We start from the raw sequence: 20512 nt of genomic DNA, 5'->3' as shown, positions 1-20512 counted from the left end.
TTGATACGTTTTGAAGATATTTTCAGAAAAGCTGAATCGGCAGCGGGAGCGACGGTAGCTGTAGCAGCTGCTGATGATCAGGAAGTACTGAAAGCGGTTGAAATGGCGATTGAGAAAAGGCTGGGCCGTTTCATACTGGTAGGTGATGAACAAGCGATTAACTCCATAATCAGACAATCATTTCCCGCTCTCGATCAGCACGAGGCAATAGAAGTTCATCATGCAGCACATAGCCAGGCTGCACTTGAGGCTGTAAAGCTCGTCAGTTCAGGCCGAGCTGGTGTCCTGATGAAAGGGCATGTCGAAACGTCTGTATTGTTAAAAGCAGTATTGAATAAGGAAGTTGGTCTGAGAACAGGAAGAGTTCTTTCTCACGTTGCTTTATTCGAAGTTCCTTCTATTGAAAGAAGTATCTTCGTCACTGATGCAGCGATGAATATAGCACCTGACCTGAATCAGAAAGTGCAAATTGTTAACAATGCGGTAAAAATTGCACACGGTGCAGGGCTGGAAAACCCTTCAGTCGCACCACTTGCAGCAGTTGAGACGATTAACCCTGCTATGCAGGCAACGCTTGATGCTGCGGCATTAACGCAGATGAACAGAAGGGGACAGATCAAAGGCTGTGTCATTGATGGTCCTCTGGCACTTGATAATGCAGTTTCAGAGACAGCTGCCGCTCATAAAGGAATTACAGGTCCAGCAGCAGGAAAAGCAGATATCCTGCTGGTCCCATCTATAGAGTCAGGCAATATTTTATATAAGTCTTTAATGTATTTTGGTAACAGTAAAGTAGGAGCAGTCATTTCCGGTGCAAAAGCGCCGATTGTACTGACATCAAGAGCTGATACAGCAGAAAGCAAGCTCTACTCATTGGCACTTGCAATTTGTACATCATATTAATTAGGGGGAAATTACGATGGAACTATTTACTTATATGGAGCAATACGATTATGAGCAGCTGGTATTCTGCCAGGACAAAAATTCAGGTTTGAAAGCGATTATTGCGATTCATGATACAACGCTTGGACCTGCATTAGGCGGTACAAGAATGTGGACGTATGATTCAGAGGAAGCTGCGATTGAAGATGCACTTCGTCTGGCAAAAGGAATGACATATAAAAACGCAGCAGCAGGACTTAATCTTGGCGGCGGTAAAACAGTCATCATCGGAGATCCTCTTAAAGATAAAAATGATGAGATGTTCCGTGCGTTCGGCCGTTATATCCAGGGTCTTGCAGGCCGCTATATTACAGCTGAAGATGTAGGTACGACAGTGAAGGACATGGACCTGATCCATGAAGAAACAGACTATGTAACAGGTATTTCACCTGCATTCGGTTCATCAGGTAACCCTTCACCTGTTACAGCTTACGGCGTATATCGCGGTATCAAAGCTGCTGCAAAGGAAGCTTACGGCAGCGATTCACTTGAAGGTAAAACGATTGCCGTTCAGGGTGTAGGAAACGTAGCCTTTACACTTTGCCGTCACCTTCATGAAGAAGGAGCAAACCTGATTGTAACTGATATTAACAAAGAGTCTGTTCAGCGCGCTGTTGAAGAGTTTGGTGCAAAAGCTGTTGAACCAAACGAAATTTACGGAGTGGAATGTGATATCTTTGCTCCTTGTGCGCTTGGCGCAATTATTAATGATCAGACGCTTGAAGTATTAAAAGCAGATGTGATCGCTGGAGCAGCTAATAACCAGTTAAGAGAAACAAAGCATGGGGACATTCTTCACGAGAGAGGCATCGTATACGCACCTGATTATGTCATCAATGCTGGCGGAGTGATCAATGTAGCTGATGAGCTATACGGCTATAACCGTGAACGGGCAATGAAAAATGTAGAAAAAGTCTATGATAATGTAGCGCGCGTATTTGAGATTGCCAAGCGTGACGGCGTACCTAGCTACCTTGCTGCTGACCGAATGGCAGAAGAGCGCATTGCAAGTATGGCGAAGTCAAGAAGTCAATTTCTTCGCAGTGAACACAACATTTTAAGCAGAAGATAATTTTTGAATAAACTGATGCACCTGCAAAGCGGGTGCATCGGTCTGTAGGTTGGAGGGAATAACGTGCAGGATCAACAATACCGTATATTAGTTATCAATCCGGGATCCACATCTACAAAGATAGGGATCTTTGACAATGAAACTGCCATTTTGGAAAAAACAATTCGCCATGAAACTGCTGAGATTGATCAATTTGAAAAAATTATTGACCAGTATCAGTTTAGAAAGAGAACCATACTTGAAGCACTTGATGAAGAAGGAATGAATGTATCCAAACTCGATGCCGTCTGTGGCCGTGGAGGGCTTCTCAGACCGATTGAAGGCGGTACGTACAGCGTAAATGATGCAATGCTTAAAGATCTGAGACAGGGGTACTCCGGTCAGCATGCTTCTAACCTTGGCGGCATTATTGCTTTTGAAATTGCCGGCGGGCTGAATATTCCTTCGTTTATTGTGGACCCTGTTGTAGTAGATGAACTATCAGATACTGCAAGGGTTTCAGGGTTTTCATTAATTGAACGTAAAAGTATTTTTCATGCGCTGAATCAAAAAGCAGTTGCCCGCCGTGTAGCAAAAGAAATCGATAAACCATACAGTGAATCGACCTTTATCGTGACACATATGGGCGGAGGTATTACTGTAGGTATTCATCAAAATGGACGGGTGATTGATGTGAATAACGGACTGCACGGGGATGGGCCATTCAGTCCGGAGCGGGCAGGCACCGTACCGGCTGGAGATCTGGTTGAGTTATGTTTTTCAGGAAATTACTATAGAGAAGAAATTATGAAAATGCTTGTTGGCCAGGGTGGTCTTGTAGGTTATCTGGGAACCAATGATGCAGTAAAAGTTGAGCAGATGATTCAAAATGGGGACGCAAAAGCAAAACAGGTATATGATGCAATGGCCTATCAGGTAGCGAAGGAAATCGGTGCTGCAGCTGCAGCTGTCAGCGGGAAGGCTGATGCGATTATCCTGACTGGTGGACTTGCGTATGGAAAAGAGTTTGTTGAGCTGATCAGTAATCGCGTTGACTGGATTGCTGATGTGATTGTTCAGCCTGGTGAAAATGAACTGCAGGCACTCGCTGAGGGTGCACTCAGAGTATTGCGTAATGAAGAATCTGCAAAAATATATTCAGCGAACTAGGAGGAATCAACATGGCAGAAGAATATGATCTGGTCATTATCGGAGGCGGTACTGGCGGATACGTCGCTGCAATCAGGGCTTCACAGCTTGGAATAAAAACAGCGATCGTAGAAAAAGGAAAGATAGGCGGTACGTGTCTTCATAGAGGCTGTATACCGAGTAAAGCCCTTTTAAGAAGCGCTGAAGTTTTCGCAACAGCAAAGAATGCAGAGGAATTTGGTGTTGAGATCAGCGAAGCCGTTTTAAACTTTACGAAAGTACAGCAAAGAAAACAGGCCATTGTAGACCAGCTCCATAAAGGTGTACAGCATCTGATGAAGCAGGGGAAAATCGATGTGTTTGATGGATTTGGAAGAATTCTTGGACCATCTATTTTCTCTCCGATGCCCGGTACCGTGTCAGTGGAAATGACTGATGGTACAGAAAATGAAATGCTCATACCGAAAAATGTGATTGTCGCAACCGGCTCTAGACCACGGTCTCTGCCAGGTCTTGAAATTGACGGCAAGCATATCCTGAGCTCCGATGAAACGTTAGAGCTTGAAGAGCTTCCAAAGTCTATCATCATCGTAGGTGGCGGTGTGATCGGAATCGAATGGGCTTCAATGTTAAATGACTTTGGTGTTGAAGTAACTGTGCTTGAGTATGCGGACCGTATTATTCCGACTGAAGACAGCGATGTATCAAAAGAAATGGAAAAGCTTCTGAAGAAAAAAGGAATTTCAATTGTCACTTCAGCCAAAGTGGATCCTGAGAGTGCATCTACTGGAGACAAAGTGTCAATTTCAGCTGAAGTAAAAGGTGAAACGGTTACCTATACAGCAGAAAAAATTCTTGTTTCAGTTGGCCGCAGTGCAAATACTGAAGGTATTGGACTTGAAAACACAGATATTCAGGTCGAAAACGGATTTATTAAAGTAAATAATAAACTTCAGACAAAGGAATCTCATATTTATGCGATTGGTGATGTGATCGGCGGATTACAGCTGGCTCATGTGGCTTCACATGAAGGGATTCATGCGGTTGAACATATCGCAAATATGGACATTGACCCAATCGATTACAGCCTGGTATCAAAATGTATTTATTCAAGTCCCGAAGCAGCAAGCGTAGGCTTGACTGAGCAGCAGGCGAAGGATGAAGGCTACAATGTAAAGGTTGGTAAATTTCCGTTTAAAGCAATCGGTAAAGCTCTTGTATTCGGAAAGTCAGATGGTTTTGTGAAAATTATTGCTGACAAAGCTTCAAATGATATCTTAGGCGTTCATATGATTGGACCTCATGTAACAGATATGATTTCTGAAGCGGGTCTTGCAAAAGTGCTTGATGCAACACCATGGGAAGTCGGACAGACGATTCACCCGCACCCAACGCTCAGTGAAGCGATCGGTGAAGCAGCACTCGCAGTTGATGGTAAAGCAATTCATTCTTAATGCAGGAGGCGAAAGTAAAATGTCAAATTCACGTCACGAAGAATTAGGCCTGACAAATGATGATGTATTGAAAATCTATGAAACAATGTTAATGGCAAGACGAATTGACGAACGTATGTGGCTATTAAACCGTTCAGGTAAAATTCCATTTGTTATTTCATGTCAGGGACAGGAAGCTGCACAGGTTGGAGCAGCTTATGCACTTGATACAGAAAAAGATTATGCTCTTCCTTACTATAGAGATATGGGGGTAGTTCTTCATTTTGGTATGACTGCCCGTGAACTGATGCTGTCAGGATTTGCAAAGGCAGAAGATCCTAACTCAGGGGGCCGTCAGATGCCCGGACATTTCGGTCACAAAGCAAAACGGATTGTAACCGGGTCATCACCTGTAACCACGCAGGTTCCACATGCTGTTGGACTTGCTCTTGCAGGTAAAATGGAGAAAAAAGACCTCGTTACATTTGTAACTTTCGGGGAAGGCTCTTCTAACCAGGGAGATTTCCATGAAGGTGCTAACTTTGCAGGGGTACATAAATTGCCCGTTATTTTCATGTGTGAAAACAACAAATACGCAATCTCTGTACCAATCGAAAAGCAGCTTGCATGTGAAAACGTATCTGACCGTGCGATCGGGTACGGAATGCCGGGTATTACAGTAGATGGTAATGATCCGCTTGAAGTATACAAAGCTGTGAAAGAAGCAGCCGACAGAGGCCGCCGCGGTGAAGGTCCGACATTAGTCGAAACGGTTTCTTACCGTCTGACTGCGCACTCATCAGATGATGATGACCGCGCATACCGTTCTCCTGATGAAGTAGCCAAAGCGAAATCTCTTGATCCGATTATTACATTTGGTGCTTATCTGAAAGAGAATGGTGTTATGGATGATGAGCTTGAAAAAGAAATCAACGACCGGATTATGAAAGAAGTAAATGAAGCAACTGATTATGCTGAAAAGGCACCATATGCAGATGCTGAATCAGCTTTAAAATACGTATACGCAGAACAAGAATAAAGGAGGATAAACCGATGCCGGTAATGTCATATATTGACGCTGTTACATTAGCAATGAAAGAAGAGATGGAACGGGACGAGCGCGTGTTTGTCCTTGGTGAAGATGTTGGAAAAAAAGGTGGCGTATTCAAAGCAACCAATGGATTATACGACCAATTCGGAGAAGACCGTGTAATTGATACACCTCTTGCAGAATCTGCCATCGCAGGAGTTGGAATCGGGGCAGCTATGTACGGAATGCGTCCTATTGCCGAAATGCAATTTGCAGACTTTATTATGCCTGCTGTGAACCAGATTATCTCTGAAGCAGCAAAAATCCGTTACCGTTCCAATAACGATTGGAGCTGTCCAATGGTGATCAGAGCTCCTTATGGTGGCGGTGTACATGGTGCGCTGTATCATTCTCAATCTGTTGAAGCCGTATTTGCAAATCAGCCGGGGCTGAAAATTGTGATGCCTTCAACACCACACGATGTAAAAGGTCTGCTGAAAGCCGCGATCCGTGATGATGATCCGGTAATGTTCTTTGAGCATAAGCGTGCCTACCGTCTGATTAAGGGTGAAGTGCCTGATGAAGATTATACAATTGAGATCGGTAAAGCAGATGTGAAACGTGAAGGTGAAGATATTACAGTGATTACTTACGGATTATGCGTACACTTTGCACTGCAGGCTGCAGAGCGCCTGGGTGAAGACGGTTACAGCGTACACGTGCTTGACCTTCGTACCATCTATCCTTTAGATAAAGAAGCGATCATTGAAGCTGCTTCAAAAACAGGTAAAGTACTATTGTTAACTGAAGATACGAAAGAGGGAAGCATTATGGGAGAAGTATCTGCCATTATCGCTGAAAACTGTCTTTTTGACCTTGACGCACCAATTATGCGACTTGCAGGGCCTGATGTGCCCGCAATGCCATATGCACCTACAATGGAGAAATTCTTTATGGTCAACCCTGATAAAGTTGAAAAAGCGATGAAAGAACTTGCTGAATATTAATCAGCTCTGTTAAATCTTTTAGCAGAGGACAACAAAAAAGGAGGCTATTTCCTTGGGTATTGAAAAAATGACGATGCCTCAGCTTGGTGAATCAGTTACTGAGGGTACGATTGAAAAATGGCTTGTTCAGCCAGGGGATTCTGTTAATAAATACGATCCAATTGCTGAAGTTAATACAGATAAAGTAAATGCTGAAGTGCCATCTTCTTTTACAGGCATAATCAAAGAACTGATCGCAAATGAAGGTGATACACTTGAAGTCGGAGAAGTCATCTGTTCTATCGAAGTAGAAGGCGGATCTGCAGAGGAGCCTGCTGAAAAAGAAGATGAGAAAACTGAGGAGCCGGCTTCAAATGAGAAAAAGCCCGCATCTGATGCAAAGAAACCTCAAACGAAACAGACGGGTGCAAGATTCTCACCTGCTGTGATGAAAATGTCACAGGAGCACGGCATTGACCTGTCTCTTGTTGAAGGCTCAGGAAAAGAAGGGCGCATCACAAGAAAAGACCTTCAAAAAATCATTGATTCAGGAGAAATTCCAACGGCAGAACAAAAACCGGCTGAATCTGCACCTGAGCAGAAGCCTGCAGCCCAGGCGCCGAAGCCTGCTGCACCGACGCAGGATATCCCATCTGCACCTGGGGATATTGAAATTCCAGTTACCGGTGTCAGAAAAGAGATTGCAGCCAACATGCTGAAAAGTAAGCACGAAGCACCTCATGCGTGGACAATGATGGAAGTGGATGTTACAAATCTTGTTCAATATCGTGATTCGATCAAAGGTGAATTCAAGCAAAAAGAAGGATTTAATATTACGTATTTCGCATTCTTTGTAAAAGCAGTAGCGCAGGCACTGAAAGAATTCCCTCAAATGAATTCAATGTGGGCCGGGGATAAAATCATCCAGAAAAAAGATATTAATATCTCTATCGCAGTTGCAACAGACGATGCGTTATTTGTACCGGTTATCAAGCATGCAGATGAAAAAACAATTAAAGGGATCGGCCGTGAAATTAATGAGCTTGCAGGGAAAGTACGTGCAGGCAAGTTGAAGTCTGAAGAAATGCAGGGCGGTACCTTCACAGTCAATAATACCGGCTCATTCGGTTCTGTACAGTCTATGGGTATTATCAATCACCCGCAGGCAGCGATTTTGCAGGTGGAATCAATTGTGAAAAAGCCTGTAGTGATGAATAATGGCATGATCGCCGTACGCGACATGGTTAACCTTTGTCTTTCACTTGACCACCGCGTACTTGATGGTCTTGTATGCGGAAGGTTCCTACAGCGCGTAAAAGAAATCTTAGAAAATACATCTGAAAATACTTCTGTATATTAATTAGCTCAGGCCGTCAGTTTATACTGGCGGCTCTCTTTTCAATGTCCTAACTTTTCACTATACTGGTATAGATAGAATTGAAAACGATTACATAAGGGGGAAAGCTGCTCAGCAGCAACGATATGAATCATAATAAAACAGTATTTCCGGCAGCTTCATATGAGGACTGGATTGATCAGGTTGAAAAAGTGTTAAAGGGTAAGCCGGTTGACTCATTAAATAAAATGACGCCGGAAGGGATCACTTTACGTCCTTTATATACAGACAGACCTGAAACAGACGACAGCCATATTTCAAGGTACTGGAAATCGAATCCTGATTGGCTTATTGCGCAGCAGGTATTTGGACTTCAATCGTCTGAGCTGATTACAGCTGCAAAAGAAGAGCTAACCAGAGGTTCCGAAGTGGTGGCATTAGATAGTGAGACATCCGGCTGTTTTAACGCTCAGGATGCTGCCAGCCTGTTTGGCTTAAAAGAAGATTTACATATCTATATAAAACATCAGGACGGGCATCCGTGGATACAGGCGCTGAATGAACGGAAAGTAAGAGGAATCCTCGGAAGGGACTGGGGTACTCAGTTTCAAAATCAAACAATAGATAAAGCTTTTGATGAAATAAAAGAAATTGATCAGACGCACCCCGAATTAAAAAGCGTGATCCTCTCAAGTGCTTCCATTCATCAAAAAGGAGCAAGTGTGATTCAGGAGCTTGCATATATTCTGGCGCAGGCAAGCAGTGTGATCAGAAAAGCCGATCAGCATGGATGGAATATTGATAAGATCTGTTCAAAGATACATGTAGAATTTGCAATCGGTTCAGATTTCTTTACGGAAATTTCAAAGCTGAGAGCTTTCCGGGCGCTCTGGCATCATTTTATGTCTCAGTATGGTGTTTCGTACACAGTGACTACAGGTGCCGAAACGGCTCAATTTACAAAACTGACGCAGGATGAACACACGAATATGCTGAGGAGCGGGAATGAAGCTTTTGCAGCAGTACTCGGTGGTGCTGATTATATCAGCGCAAAGCCGTATGACTGGTTTAATCAAAAACCGTCACAGCAGGCAATTCGAGCTGCTAGAAACATACTTCTGATCTTAAAGGAAGAGATGTTTCTGCAAAATCAGATTGATCCTGCAGGCGGGTCCTATTACGTTGAACACCTGACAAAGGAAATTGCTGAAAAGGCATGGGAACAATTTTGTGAGATTGAAGAAAAAAATGGTCTCGAGGATGTCTACAGTGAATTCCTGCATGAGATAAAAACAGTCCGTGATAAAAGGGACCGGGATGTGCGTACAAGAAAACAATCGTTAGTAGGTATGAACAAATATGCACCGGCAGAAAAGAATGTGCTCGAGCAGATACCGGAAACAGCTGGCTATTCATGGGACATGCTCATTCAGAAAGTAAAAACGATGAGAGCGGCGGACGTCACACTCTATCCTGTGGGTGAATTAAAAGATTATAAGCCGCGGACAGATTTTGTGAAAGGTGTTTTTGCAGCTGCAGGGGTCGTACCGGTGATTAAAAATAATAATGCACAAGTGATAATCGTCTGCGGTTCAGATGAGGCTTATGTAGAATATTTATCTGATGTCATTCAATCTAAAAAACCAGGGCAAAAGGTTTTTGCAGCCGGTAAGTTTCAGGCTGAAGGACTTGATGGAGTTATTTATAGCGGTATGGATATGATTGCATTTCTTGAAGAAGTACTGTTTGGTCAGAAAGGAGTAAGTCATCATGAAGCCTGAATTTAAGAAAAGTTCATTCAAATGGTCTGATTATACGAATACTAATAAGACCGTCAGCCGGTCAATGGTTACAAACGAAGAAATTGAAATCAAGTCCATTTATACTTCAAAAGATATTGAACAGTCGGATCATGTGAACGAACTTCCCGGGTCTGCACCTTTTACAAGAGGACCGTACCCGACCATGTATACGACAAGACCGTGGACAATCAGACAATATGCAGGATTCTCGACTGCTGAAGAAAGTAACGCATTTTACCGCAGAAACCTTGAAATGGGTCAAAAGGGATTATCTGTTGCATTCGACCTTGCCACTCACAGGGGCTATGATTCAGACCATCCAAGAGTAACGGGAGATGTAGGAAAAGCGGGCGTTGCAATTGATTCAGTTGAAGATATGAAAATCCTTTTTGACGGAATTCCACTTGATAAAATGTCTGTCTCAATGACAATGAATGGTGCAGTTCTGCCTATTATGGCTTTTTATATCGTTGCAGCAGAAGAGCAGGGAGTCAGCCCGGAAAAACTGTCAGGTACAATACAAAACGATATTCTGAAGGAATATATGGTGAGAAACACGTATATATACCCTCCTGAGATGTCCATGAAGATTATTGCTGACATCTTTTCATATACAGCAGGACATATGCCAAAGTTCAATTCAATCTCGATTTCCGGTTATCATATTCAGGAAGCCGGGGCACCTGCTGATGTTGAGCTGGCTTATACGCTCGCTGACGGTCTTGAATATGTTAGAACCGGTTTAAAGGCAGGAATTGATATTGACAGGTTTGCACCAAGGCTCTCTTTTTTCTGGGGAATTGGAATGAATTATTTTATGGAAGTCGCAAAGATGAGAGCTGCAAGGAAAATGTGGGCGCAGCTGATTAAACCTTTTAAGCCTGAAAATCCAAAATCGCTGATGCTCCGGACACATTCCCAGACATCAGGGTGGTCACTCACAGAGCAGGACCCATATAACAATGTGATGAGGACATTGATGGAAGCACACGCTGCTGCGATGGGGCACACGCAGTCACTTCATACGAATGCGCTCGATGAAGCAATTGCGCTGCCGACTGACTTCTCAGCCAGAATTGCAAGAAATACGCAGCTTTACCTGCAGGAAGAAACGGGTATTACGAATGTCATCGATCCATGGGGAGGCTCTTATTATGTTGAATCTCTTACTCAGCAGCTCATGGATAAAGCATGGGCTCATATTGAAGAAATCGAATCTCTTGGCGGCATGACAAAAGCGATTGAAACCGGTCTGCCAAAAATGCGTATTGAAGAAGCCGCTGCTAAAAGACAGGCGAAAATTGATTCAGGTAAAGAAGTGATTATTGGAGTGAACCGTTTCCGTCTGGATCAGGAAGATGAAATGGATATTTTATCAATTGATAATGAGAAAGTGCGACAGGGACAGATTGAACGGATACAAAGAATGCGTGATGAACGGGATGAAACAGCAGTGACTGAAGCGCTAAACGAGCTGACTGAAGCTGCTGAGTCGGGTGAAGAGAATCTGCTTGAAAAAGCCATTCATGCTGCCAGACTAAGAGCCACACTTGGAGAAATCTCAGACGCAGTTGAAAAAGTAAGCGGAAGACATCAGGCAGTGATCCGGTCAGTCAGCGGTGTCTACAGTGATGCCTATTCTGATGCAGATGCGATTGACAATGTTCGTGAGATGACTCAGGCCTTTATGGACAATGAAGGAAGAAGGCCGAGAATTTTAATTGCCAAAATGGGTCAGGACGGACATGACCGGGGGGCAAAAGTGATTTCCACTGCCTTTGCAGACCTTGGTTTTGATGTGGATATCGGTCCGTTGTTCCAGACGCCTGAAGAAACTGCAGCTCAGGCTGTAGAGAATGATGTCCATGTGATTGGAGTCAGCTCACTTGCAGCCGGTCATAAAACGTTAGTACCGGCTCTCATGAGTGAACTGAAAAAGTGGAAGCGGGAAGATATTATGGTCGTAATCGGCGGAGTCATCCCTGCACAGGACTATGCATATTTATTGAATAATGGTGCATCTGCCATCTTTGGGCCGGGTACAGTCATACCGGCAGCTGCTGAAAAAGTAATAGAAGAAATTTATCTGCGCCTTGGATACGAGGAAGTTATGCAGGATGAATAATCCTAAAAAAAGAAGAGTTTTTAAAAAGAAGGTCCAGGAAGAAATTAATGTTAAACACCTGGCTGATCAATTGATTAAAGGTGATAGAGGCGCTTTATCAAAGTGCATTACGATGATTGAAAGCCATGCAAGACATCACAGACAAACTGCAAATGATCTGATTCAGCTGATTTTACCGTATACCGGAGATAGTGTAAGAGTTGGGATCACAGGTGTACCGGGTGCGGGAAAGAGTACGTGGATAGAGGCTTTTGGAAAAACAGCTGTCAGTAAGCATCATAAAACGGCTGTGCTTGCAGTAGATCCAAGCTCATCTTTATCCGGAGGCAGCATTCTAGGGGATAAAACAAGAATGGAATTTCTGGCGCATCATCCTGACGTGTTTATTAGACCATCTCCTTCATCAGGCACACTTGGCGGTGTGGCAAGAATGACCAGGGAAACGATCCTTCTGTGTGAAGCAGCCGGTTATGATCTGATTCTTGTTGAGACGGTCGGAGTAGGTCAGAGTGAAGGGATCGTCAGGGGCATGACCGATTTTTTTCTTTTGTTATCTCTCACCGGTGCAGGGGACGAACTGCAGGGGATGAAAAAAGGGATCATGGAACTCGTTGACGCAATCGTTATTAATAAAGCGGATGGCGCTAATAAAGAACAGGCCATTAAAACAATGCATGATTACAATCAGATTTTGAGATTCATCACGCCAGCTACAAAAGGCTGGAAACCGAGAGCTTATACCTGCTCAGCATTATATAACGAAGGTATTAATGATGTTTGGGATGTAGTGTTCGGATTTGTTGAAGAAACAAAAAACACAGGAGAGTTTGATAAGCGGCGGAGCAGACAGTCAGTTGACTGGATGAATCAGCTGATTCAGATTAAGCTGAACGAAACTTTTTTTGATGATCAAAAAAAGCTTCAACTTAAAAACCTTGAAGAAAAAGTCGGCCGTGGTGAACTGTCTCCTTCTGAAGCAGCGGATCTTTTATTTGATTAAGTCATGACCGGCGTAAATAAAAAAGGACGGCAGAAATTCTGCCGTCAAAGAAATCTAGGGAGTTTAGGGGTTAAATCTAGATCCTAGTAGCTATTATTCCACCATATTCAAAATATAAACCTGTTTTTCCTTTTATTTTTTGGAATATAGATAATTGTATATAGTTGATAAACAGGTGCTGGTCATCTATGATTAAATTGTAATCACCTTTAAAGGAGAGTCGGAAAATGAGCATGGATTTTAATATTTTTATGAATGATGTAGTCCGTCAGGCGAGAGAAGAAATTGAAGCTGCAGGTTACGAGCAGTTGACTACACCTGAGGAAGTTGAAGCAACGCTTGAAAAAGAAGGTACGACTCTTGTGATGGTTAACTCGGTTTGCGGTTGTGCAGGCGGTATTGCCCGTCCTGCAGCTTCACATGCGATCCATTATGATAAGCGTCCTGACCGTCTTGTAACTGTATTTGCAGGGCAGGATAAAGAAGCAACTGCGAAGGCAAGAAGCTATTTTGAAGGTTACCCACCGTCATCTCCTTCTTTTGCATTAATGAAAGATGGAAAAATCATTTCAATGGTGGAAAGACATGAGATTGAGGGTCACGATCCGATGTCAGTGATCGCTAACCTTCAGAGTCTATTTGAAGTACACTGTAAAGAAGTATAAAGAAGACGTTAAAACCGTGCAGAGCGCACGGTTTTTTTTATGCCTTAATATTGATTGAAAAATCCGAATAATTTTATATTTATACATTTATTAAAAAAGTATTGCATGTTTATGAAAGGATGATAAAATACAAATATAATAAATATACAAGTTATTGTATTAAAATACGTTTTGGGGGAATTGAAATGAAAAAAATGTTATTTGCTTCTGCGCTCACGGGTGCGCTGGTATTATCAGCTTGCGGTTCTGAAGATCAATCGGGATCATCAGAAAATTCATCAGAAGACAAGCCGCAGCTTGTCATGGGAACTTCAGCGGACTACAGACCGTTTGAATACGTTGATACAGCGAATGGGGAAGAAATTATCGGTTATGATATTGACCTGGCTAACATGATTGCAGACGAACTTGGATTTGAGTTTACGATAAAAGATATGGAATTCAGCGGACTGATTACAGCCCTGCAAAATGAGCAGGTTGACTTTGTTCTTGCAGCCATGACACCAACTGAAGAAAGAAAAGAGAACGTTGAATTTACTGATATCTATTATGTTGCACAGGATATGATTATTTCTCTGGATGGCAGCGGGATAACGTCTCCTGAAGATCTTGATGGAAAAACAGTTGGCGTTCAGCTTGGATCTATTCAGCAGGAATACGTTGACGGACTTGCAGAGAAAATGGATGTAACAGTTGAAACGAGAAACCGTATTCCTGAATTAATGCAGGATGTAATTAATGAGAGATTTGATGCGATTATCGTTGAAAATACTGTGGCAGAAGGATATCTGAATAACAGCGAAGAATTAACAGGCAACACAATTGAAGTAGAAGAACAGGAAGCGGGATCTGCTGTAGCTTTACCTCTAGGCAGCGAGTGGACAGAGCAGTTCAATGAAGTACTTGCAGAGCTTGAAGAGTCGGGTGAACTTGAAAAGCTTGCTGAAAAATGGTTCGACGCAGAAGCGTCTGAATAAATTTTAAAAGAGTGCTGCCTCAGAGCACTCTTTTATTGTTTCGCTTTGTTAAAGCTAGATGTTGTCTTAACATAGCTGGTGATTGTAGCGGAAATCACTATTCAAATTTAACAAGGTCTAATGTATGAAAATCATGACAGGAAGGCTGATACAGTATGAATTTTGAACAAATCGTCCCATCGATGCCTTATATCCTTCAGGGTATATGGGTAACATTGCAAATCGTATTAATCGCAGGTTTACTCGGTTTTGCAATCGGTATTATTTTATCTTTATTTAAAATCGGGAGAATCCCATTTTTAAGATGGTTTGCAGATGGCTACACCTCTATATTCAGAGGAACGCCGCTTGTACTTCAGCTGATGATTATCTACTATGCATCACCTCAGCTCTTCGGCGTACAAATCGAAGCATATACTGCAGCTATCTTATCTTTTGGTCTTAACTCTGCAGCCTATATCTCAGAAATTATCCGTGCAGGAATTCAGGCGGTGGATAAAGGCCAGCGTGAAGCCGCTATGGCGCTTGGTGTGCCGTATAATAAAATGATGAAAGACGTAATTTTACCGCAGGCATTAAAAAACATTCTGCCTGCTTTAATGAATGAATTTATTACACTGACAAAAGAGTCAGCGATTGTGACAGTCATCGGTGTTACTGATATCATGAGAAGAGCTTATATCGTCGGCAGTGATAAGTTTTCATTTTTGGAGCCATTGTTATTTGCCGGAATGATCTATTATCTCATGGTACTGGTACTTACATTTGCCGGCAAATGGGTTGAAGGGAGAATGAGAAAAAGTGATTAAAGTAGAAGGATTATATAAATCATTTGGACAGCTTGAAGTGTTAAAAGATATTAACGCCGAAATTAAAGAAGGCGAAGTGGTCGTGGTGATCGGGCCTTCAGGTTCAGGGAAATCCACTTTCCTCCGTTGTTTGAATCTGCTTGAAGAACCTACATCGGGGAAAATTGTGATTGGACAGGATGAAGTGACAGGCAAAAAATTCAACCCACAAAAGCTTCGCTCAGAAGTCGGAATGGTGTTTCAGCATTTTCATTTGTTCCCGCATATGACGGTGCTTGAAAATGTCACTTATGCACCTTTAAAAGTAAAGGGTGTCCAAAAGCAGGAAGCAGATCGGTTGGGCAGAGAGCTGCTTGCTAAAGTCGGGCTGTCAGAAAAAGCAGATGAATACCCGAACAGGCTCTCAGGAGGGCAAAAGCAGCGTGTTGCAATTGCCAGAGCTCTTGCGATGCAGCCAAATGTTATGCTGTTTGATGAGCCTACTTCCGCGCTTGACCCTGAAATGGTAAAAGAGGTACTTGATGTAATGAAGTCGCTTGCGAAAACCGGTATGACGATGATGATTGTCACGCATGAGATGGGTTTTGCAAGAGAAGTAGCCGACAGGGTGATCTTTATGGACGAGGGAATGCTCGTTGAACAGGCAGATCCAACATCATTTTTCAGTTCACCATCTTCAGAAAGAGCACATAATTTCCTTCAAAAAGTGTTATAATAAATTTGACGTTACCCAAAGTATATCGATACTTTGGGTTTCAATTTTTTATTCCATGTGTTTTGAAGAAAGGAAGAACGAATGTTTCGAATCGGATATCGTACCATTAAAACAGCTGCAGGCACTGCGATTGCCATAGCGGTGGCCGGGTTGCTCGGGCTTGAAAATTTTGCATCGGCGGGGATCATTACAATTTTATGTATCCAAAATACGAAGCGTAAATCTGTCAAAGCATCATGGAGCCGGGTGGCTGCATGTATCATCGCCATGATATTTTCTTTTATTATTTTTGAAGGGATCGCATACCACCCAGTTACCATCGGGCTATTAATTCTATTTTTCATACCGACTGCTGTAGCCCTGAAGATTAAAGAAGGGATTGTGACAAGCAGCGTCATTATTTTGCATCTGTATACAAGTGACCATATCACGTTTAATCTGATTGGTAATGAATTAATGCTCCTGACGATCGGAGTGATTACTGCGCTTGTGATGAACTTATATATGCCAAGCGTGGAAAGCAAAATGGTCAGCATGCAGACAAAGGTTGAAGAGCAATTCAAAGAGATTTTTGAGCAGATGTCCGCATACCTGCGTGATACTCATTCAGAGTGGAATGATCATTTGCTCAAGGAAACAGAAGCGCTGATTAAAGAGGGAAAAACGATCGCATTTCAGGATGTAGAAAATCACTTCCTTAGAAATGAAAATATTTATTACCTCTATTTTACGATGAGAGAAAAGCAGTTTGTACTTATTAAAAGGATGCTTCCTCTGTTGCAAAGCTTAAACTCCGAAGTTGAACAAAGAGAAATGATTGCTGAGTTTGTTGAAGATTTGAGCACGCATATTCATCCGGGAAACACAGCAGTTTTATATTTAAAGAAGTTGTATGACATGAAGCTGCTGATAGAAGAAATGCCGATGCCGCGGGAGCGTAACGAATTTGAGACAAGGGCAGCTCTGTTTCAGTTTATTCGTGAAATGGAAGAATATCTGCAGCTGAAACAATCTTTCAGAGGCATTCCGTTATCAAGAAGACAGGCAGAAATGTAAAGGAGCAGCGGATCTTTAGATCCACTGCTCCATCTTTTTAAAATACAACCATTGATAATCCGATGGCAAGCGTCGAAGCCAGCATCGCAAAAATCATCAGGTAAACAATAAAAGTTCTGAATTTGCGGTTGCGCAAAATGATTCGCTCCTTTTACAGCATATTGATTTAATTGTACACGGCTGTACAATCCTTCGCAAGTAGTAGTCAACTTCAGCTGATATCGTTACAATAGAAAAGTATCCGTCTGAAAGGGGAATTCTAATGAAAAAAACAGATCATATTGGAGTAGCAGTTAAATCGATTGAAGAAGCACTGCCTTTTTACACAAATATGTTAGCGCTTACTTTACTGAAGCAGGAAACTGTTGATTCCCAGGGAGTCAAAGTAGCATTTTTAGATGCCGGGAATATTAAAATTGAATTACTTGAACCGCTGAACAGTGATTCTCCAATCGCAGCTTTTATTAAAAAGAGAGGTGAAGGCATTCACCATGTAGCGTTTGGTGTAAGCGATATTGATCAAAGAATGGAAGAACTGAAAAGCAAAGGTCTTAAGTTTACTTCAGAGGGTTCAAAAACCGGAGCGGGCGGTGCCCAGGTCGCATTCCTGCATCCTAAACAGGCACATGGTGTGCTTTATGAACTTTGCGATCACGATTTTAAGGGAGGCAGTCAGCATGAGTGATATGTTCGAAAAAATTAATGAGTTATACGATAGAAAAAGGGAAATTGAGCTCGGAGGTGGAGATGAGCGGATTGATAAGCAGCATGAAAAAGGCAAGCTGACAGCCCGTGAAAGAATTGATCTTTTAGTGGATAAGGGATCATTTGTTGAGTTGAATCCCTTCATTGAGCATCGCTGTGGTGATTTTGGTATGGAATCACAAAAAGGGCCAGGAGATGGTGTTGTAACCGGTTATGGTAAAGTAAACGGACGCCCGATTTATTTGTTTTCTCAGGACTTTACTGTATTTGGCGGTGCGCTTGGGGAAATGCATGCAGCTAAAATTGCAAACGTGATGGATCTTGCAGCAAAAAACCGGGCTCCATTTATCGGGTTAAATGATTCAGGAGGCGCCAGGATCCAGGAAGGTGTTGTTTCATTAGATGGATATGGTCAGATTTTTTACCGCAACTCCATCTATTCCGGTGTAATGCCACAGATCTCTGTAATACTGGGACCGTGTGCGGGCGGTGCAGTTTATTCCCCGGCTATTACTGATTTTGTTTTTATGGTGGATAAGACAAGTCAGATGTTTATTACAGGGCCTAAGGTAATTGAAACGGTGACCGGTGAGAAAATATCTTCAGAGGATCTGGGCGGATCAAAAATACATAATTCGATCAGTGGAAACGCACATTTCCGTGCAGAAACTGAACAGGAAACGCTTGAGCAGGTCAGACAGCTGCTGAGCTATCTGCCGCAATCCAATGAAGAACAGCCCCCGGTAGCTGATATACCGGAAGAATCTGATGACAGACCGGACTTAGCTGATGCGATTCCATTTGATCCGCTGCGTCCTTATGATGTCAGAGTGGTGATCGATTATGTGGTTGATAAACATTCATTTATGGAAGTACAAAAGGAATTTGCAAGGAATATTGTCGTCGGTTTTGCAAGAATTAAAGGTGAGACAGTCGGACTTGTGTGCAACCAGCCTAAAGTCATGGCAGGCGGACTGGATATTGATTCAAGTGATAAAGCTTCAAGATTTATCCGCTTTTGTGACTCATTCAATATTCCGATTATCACGTTTGAAGATGTAACCGGCTTCTTCCCGGGGATTAAGCAGGAGCACGGTGGGATTATCAGACATGGAGCAAAAATTCTGTATGCATATTCTGAAGCTACCGTACCGAAGATGACAGTCATTTTACGTAAAGCATATGGCGGTGCTTACGTGGCATTGAACAGCAAATCAATCGGGGCAGATCTAGTATTTGCCTGGCCGAATGCAGAAATTGCCGTAATGGGTCCACAGGGGGCAGCCAATATTATCTTTGCAAGAGAGATTGCAAACAGTGATGAACCTGAAGTGACCAGAGCAAAAAAAATTGAGGAATACCGTGAAAAGTTTGCAAACCCATTTGTTGCTGCATCAAGAGGGATGGTTGATGATGTGATTGATCCGAGAGAAACAAGAATTAAGCTCATTCAGGCGCTTGAAATGATGCGAAATAAACATGAAGAACGTCCAAAGAAAAAGCATGGAAACATACCGCTGTAATAAGTGACGTTTCTTCGTTATACTTAATACTTATTACTAGTTTCCGGAGGTTTTAAGATGAATAAAGAACGTGTAGTGAATCAATTTATTGAACTTGTTAAAGTGGATTCTGAAACGAAATACGAATCTGACATTTCTGAAGTGCTGAAGAAAATATTCACTGACCTTGGGTGTGAGATTGAAGTAGATGACAGTATGAAAGAAACCGGGCACGGTGCTAACAACCTGATTATTACGCTAAAAGGACAGGATCAGTCAGCTGATACCATTTACTTCACATCCCACATGGACACAGTTACGCCAGGTAAAGGAATTAACCCTGTCATCAAAGAGGATGGATACATTTATTCTGATGGTTCAACTATTCTTGGTGCGGATGATAAAGCAGGTATTGCCGCGATGATCGAAATGATTCATCAGTTAAAAGAACAGAATATCAGTCACGGAGATATTCAATTTATCATTACTGCCGGTGAAGAATCAGGACTCGTTGGTGCTAAAGCGCTTGATCCTTCTTATGTAAAAGCAAAATACGGTTATGCTGTAGACAGCGATGGACAAGTTGGGAATATTATCGTTGCAGCTCCGACTCAGGCAAAAATCAGAGCTGTTATTCACGGTAAAACGGCACATGCCGGCGTAGCGCCGGAAAAAGGTGTGTCAGCTATTACAATCGCTTCTAAAGCAATTGCAAATATGAACCTTGGCCGTCTTGACGAAGAAACTACTGCAAATATTGGCCGATTTGAAGGTGGAAGTGCCACCAATATCGTCTGCGACCGTGTAGATGTATTAGCAGAAGCAAGATCACTGGTGCCTGAAAAAATGGAAAAACAGGCACAAGAAATGAAAAAAGCTTTTGAAGATGCTGCAGATGAAATGGGCGGCAGAGCAGATGTTGAGATCCAGGTGATGTACCCGGGCTTTAAATTCAGTGAAGACGATCATGTTGTGCAGTTGGCGAAGAAAGCAGCGAAGAAAATCGGCAGATCATCCGAGCTTCTGACAAGCGGTGGAGGAAGTGATGCGAATGTCATTGCAGGTATGGGTGTGCCAACTGTGAATCTTGCAGTAGGCTATGAAGAAATCCATACAACCAACGAACGCATGCCGGTTAATGAATTAGTAAAATTAAGCGAATTGCTGACTCAGATTGTGAAAGAAAGCAACAAATAAAAAAGCAGGTATTCCTGCTTTTTTATTTGTTC

The 20512-nt window shown here is 42.5% G+C and carries 19 protein-coding genes; 18 read left to right on the top strand and 1 reads right to left on the bottom strand.

Annotated features, from left to right (window positions below):
• Nucleotides 1-3 precede the first annotated feature (3 nt).
• The 15 genes from yqiS (at nucleotide 4) to KP77_RS11030 (ending at nucleotide 17076) form a co-directional block, all read left to right on the top strand.
• Nucleotides 4-903 (top strand): phosphate butyryltransferase, encoded by a 900-nt coding sequence (gene yqiS, locus KP77_RS11100; RefSeq protein ID WP_152614725.1) that lies wholly within the window; start codon nucleotides 4-6, stop codon nucleotides 901-903.
• A 16-nt stretch (nucleotides 904-919) separates the two neighbouring features.
• On the top strand, nucleotides 920-2014 hold the full coding sequence (gene bcd, locus KP77_RS11095; protein ID WP_041122792.1) for a branched-chain amino acid dehydrogenase: 1095 nt from the start codon (nucleotides 920-922) through the stop codon (nucleotides 2012-2014).
• Between the two features lie 63 nt (nucleotides 2015-2077).
• The gene (gene buk / locus KP77_RS11090) at nucleotides 2078-3163 is read left to right on the top strand and encodes a butyrate kinase (RefSeq protein WP_041122791.1); all 1086 of its coding nucleotides are present in this window, start codon (nucleotides 2078-2080) and stop codon (nucleotides 3161-3163) included.
• A gap of 11 nt (nucleotides 3164-3174) precedes the next feature.
• Entirely contained in the window at nucleotides 3175-4596 is a 1422-nt protein-coding gene (gene lpdA / locus KP77_RS11085; RefSeq protein ID WP_041122790.1) for a dihydrolipoyl dehydrogenase, read from the top strand.
• Nucleotides 4597-4615: 19 nt separating this feature from the next.
• A complete protein-coding gene (locus tag KP77_RS11080) occupies nucleotides 4616-5614 on the top strand; it encodes a thiamine pyrophosphate-dependent dehydrogenase E1 component subunit alpha (protein ID WP_041122789.1) in 999 nt (332 codons plus the stop codon).
• Between the two features lie 14 nt (nucleotides 5615-5628).
• Nucleotides 5629-6612, top strand: a complete 984-nt coding sequence (locus KP77_RS11075) for an alpha-ketoacid dehydrogenase subunit beta (protein ID WP_041122788.1) — start codon at nucleotides 5629-5631, stop codon at nucleotides 6610-6612.
• 52 nt (nucleotides 6613-6664) lie between these two features.
• Complete coding sequence (locus KP77_RS11070; protein ID WP_041122787.1) at nucleotides 6665-7951, top strand: dihydrolipoamide acetyltransferase family protein; 1287 nt, start codon at nucleotides 6665-6667, stop codon at nucleotides 7949-7951.
• Between the two features lie 122 nt (nucleotides 7952-8073).
• A complete protein-coding gene (locus KP77_RS11065; RefSeq protein WP_041122786.1) occupies nucleotides 8074-9708 on the top strand; it encodes a methylmalonyl-CoA mutase family protein in 1635 nt (544 codons plus the stop codon).
• Nucleotides 9698-11854 (top strand): methylmalonyl-CoA mutase, encoded by a 2157-nt coding sequence (gene scpA, locus KP77_RS11060; RefSeq protein ID WP_041122785.1) that lies wholly within the window; start codon nucleotides 9698-9700, stop codon nucleotides 11852-11854. The genes KP77_RS11065 and scpA overlap by 11 nt, the downstream gene beginning before the upstream one ends.
• Entirely contained in the window at nucleotides 11847-12854 is a 1008-nt protein-coding gene (meaB, locus tag KP77_RS11055; protein ID WP_041122784.1) for a methylmalonyl Co-A mutase-associated GTPase MeaB, read from the top strand. Before scpA ends, meaB begins: the two co-directional genes overlap by 8 nt.
• A 227-nt stretch (nucleotides 12855-13081) precedes the next feature.
• On the top strand, nucleotides 13082-13519 hold the full coding sequence (locus KP77_RS11050; protein WP_041122783.1) for a BrxA/BrxB family bacilliredoxin: 438 nt from the start codon (nucleotides 13082-13084) through the stop codon (nucleotides 13517-13519).
• Between the two features lie 185 nt (nucleotides 13520-13704).
• Nucleotides 13705-14496, top strand: a complete 792-nt coding sequence (locus tag KP77_RS11045; protein ID WP_041122782.1) for a transporter substrate-binding domain-containing protein — start codon at nucleotides 13705-13707, stop codon at nucleotides 14494-14496.
• A 155-nt stretch (nucleotides 14497-14651) separates the two neighbouring features.
• Nucleotides 14652-15305, top strand: coding sequence for an amino acid ABC transporter permease (locus KP77_RS11040; protein ID WP_041122781.1), 654 nt, complete (start codon nucleotides 14652-14654; stop codon nucleotides 15303-15305).
• The gene (locus KP77_RS11035; RefSeq protein ID WP_041122780.1) at nucleotides 15298-16020 is read left to right on the top strand and encodes an amino acid ABC transporter ATP-binding protein; all 723 of its coding nucleotides are present in this window, start codon (nucleotides 15298-15300) and stop codon (nucleotides 16018-16020) included. The genes KP77_RS11040 and KP77_RS11035 overlap by 8 nt, the downstream gene beginning before the upstream one ends.
• An 81-nt stretch (nucleotides 16021-16101) precedes the next feature.
• Nucleotides 16102-17076: an aromatic acid exporter family protein gene (locus KP77_RS11030; protein WP_041122779.1), complete on the top strand. Its 975-nt coding sequence runs from the start codon at nucleotides 16102-16104 to the stop codon at nucleotides 17074-17076.
• 37 nt (nucleotides 17077-17113) lie between these two features.
• On the opposite strand, the gene prli42 is transcribed toward KP77_RS11030, so the two are convergent.
• On the bottom strand, nucleotides 17114-17212 hold the full coding sequence (gene prli42, locus KP77_RS17980) for a stressosome-associated protein Prli42 (RefSeq protein ID WP_152614722.1): 99 nt from the start codon (nucleotides 17210-17212) through the stop codon (nucleotides 17114-17116).
• Nucleotides 17213-17338: 126 nt separating this feature from the next.
• Between prli42 and mce the strand changes: the two genes are divergently transcribed.
• From mce to KP77_RS11015, 3 genes are read left to right on the top strand one after another with little or no spacing between them, the layout of a single operon-like run.
• Entirely contained in the window at nucleotides 17339-17761 is a 423-nt protein-coding gene (mce, locus tag KP77_RS11025) for a methylmalonyl-CoA epimerase (RefSeq protein WP_041122778.1), read from the top strand.
• A complete protein-coding gene (locus tag KP77_RS11020) occupies nucleotides 17754-19304 on the top strand; it encodes an acyl-CoA carboxylase subunit beta (RefSeq protein WP_041122777.1) in 1551 nt (516 codons plus the stop codon). Before mce ends, KP77_RS11020 begins: the two co-directional genes overlap by 8 nt.
• Before the next feature lie 57 nt (nucleotides 19305-19361).
• Nucleotides 19362-20480, top strand: coding sequence for a M20/M25/M40 family metallo-hydrolase (locus KP77_RS11015; protein ID WP_041122776.1), 1119 nt, complete (start codon nucleotides 19362-19364; stop codon nucleotides 20478-20480).
• Nucleotides 20481-20512: the final 32 nt, after the last annotated feature.

The sequence above is a fragment of the Jeotgalibacillus alimentarius genome (assembly GCF_000829445.1).
Taxonomy (GTDB): domain Bacteria; phylum Bacillota; class Bacilli; order Bacillales; family Jeotgalibacillaceae; genus Jeotgalibacillus; species Jeotgalibacillus alimentarius.
The sequence above is the reverse complement of the archived record's forward strand: the minus strand, read 5'-3'. Positions and strand labels throughout refer to the sequence as shown.

Bases quoted from the DNA above. Each gene is read 5' to 3' on its own strand.
- KP77_RS11020 (WP_041122777.1), top strand. From the start codon at position 17,754: ATGAGTGATATGTTCGAAAAAATTAATGAGTTATACGATAGAAAAAGG.
- KP77_RS11075 (WP_041122788.1), top strand. From the start codon at position 5,629: ATGCCGGTAATGTCATATATTGACGCTGTTACATTAGCAATGAAAGAA.
- KP77_RS11040 (WP_041122781.1), top strand. From the start codon at position 14,652: ATGAATTTTGAACAAATCGTCCCATCGATGCCTTATATCCTTCAGGGT.
- KP77_RS11080 (WP_041122789.1), top strand. From the start codon at position 4,616: ATGTCAAATTCACGTCACGAAGAATTAGGCCTGACAAATGATGATGTA.
- mce (WP_041122778.1), top strand. From the start codon at position 17,339: ATGAAAAAAACAGATCATATTGGAGTAGCAGTTAAATCGATTGAAGAA.
- KP77_RS11050 (WP_041122783.1), top strand. From the start codon at position 13,082: ATGAGCATGGATTTTAATATTTTTATGAATGATGTAGTCCGTCAGGCG.
- meaB (WP_041122784.1), top strand. From the start codon at position 11,847: ATGAATAATCCTAAAAAAAGAAGAGTTTTTAAAAAGAAGGTCCAGGAA.
- scpA (WP_041122785.1), top strand. From the start codon at position 9,698: ATGAAGCCTGAATTTAAGAAAAGTTCATTCAAATGGTCTGATTATACG.
- KP77_RS11065 (WP_041122786.1), top strand. From the start codon at position 8,074: ATGAATCATAATAAAACAGTATTTCCGGCAGCTTCATATGAGGACTGG.
- bcd (WP_041122792.1), top strand. From the start codon at position 920: ATGGAACTATTTACTTATATGGAGCAATACGATTATGAGCAGCTGGTA.
- lpdA (WP_041122790.1), top strand. From the start codon at position 3,175: ATGGCAGAAGAATATGATCTGGTCATTATCGGAGGCGGTACTGGCGGA.
- KP77_RS11045 (WP_041122782.1), top strand. From the start codon at position 13,705: ATGAAAAAAATGTTATTTGCTTCTGCGCTCACGGGTGCGCTGGTATTA.
- KP77_RS11015 (WP_041122776.1), top strand. From the start codon at position 19,362: ATGAATAAAGAACGTGTAGTGAATCAATTTATTGAACTTGTTAAAGTG.
- KP77_RS11030 (WP_041122779.1), top strand. From the start codon at position 16,102: ATGTTTCGAATCGGATATCGTACCATTAAAACAGCTGCAGGCACTGCG.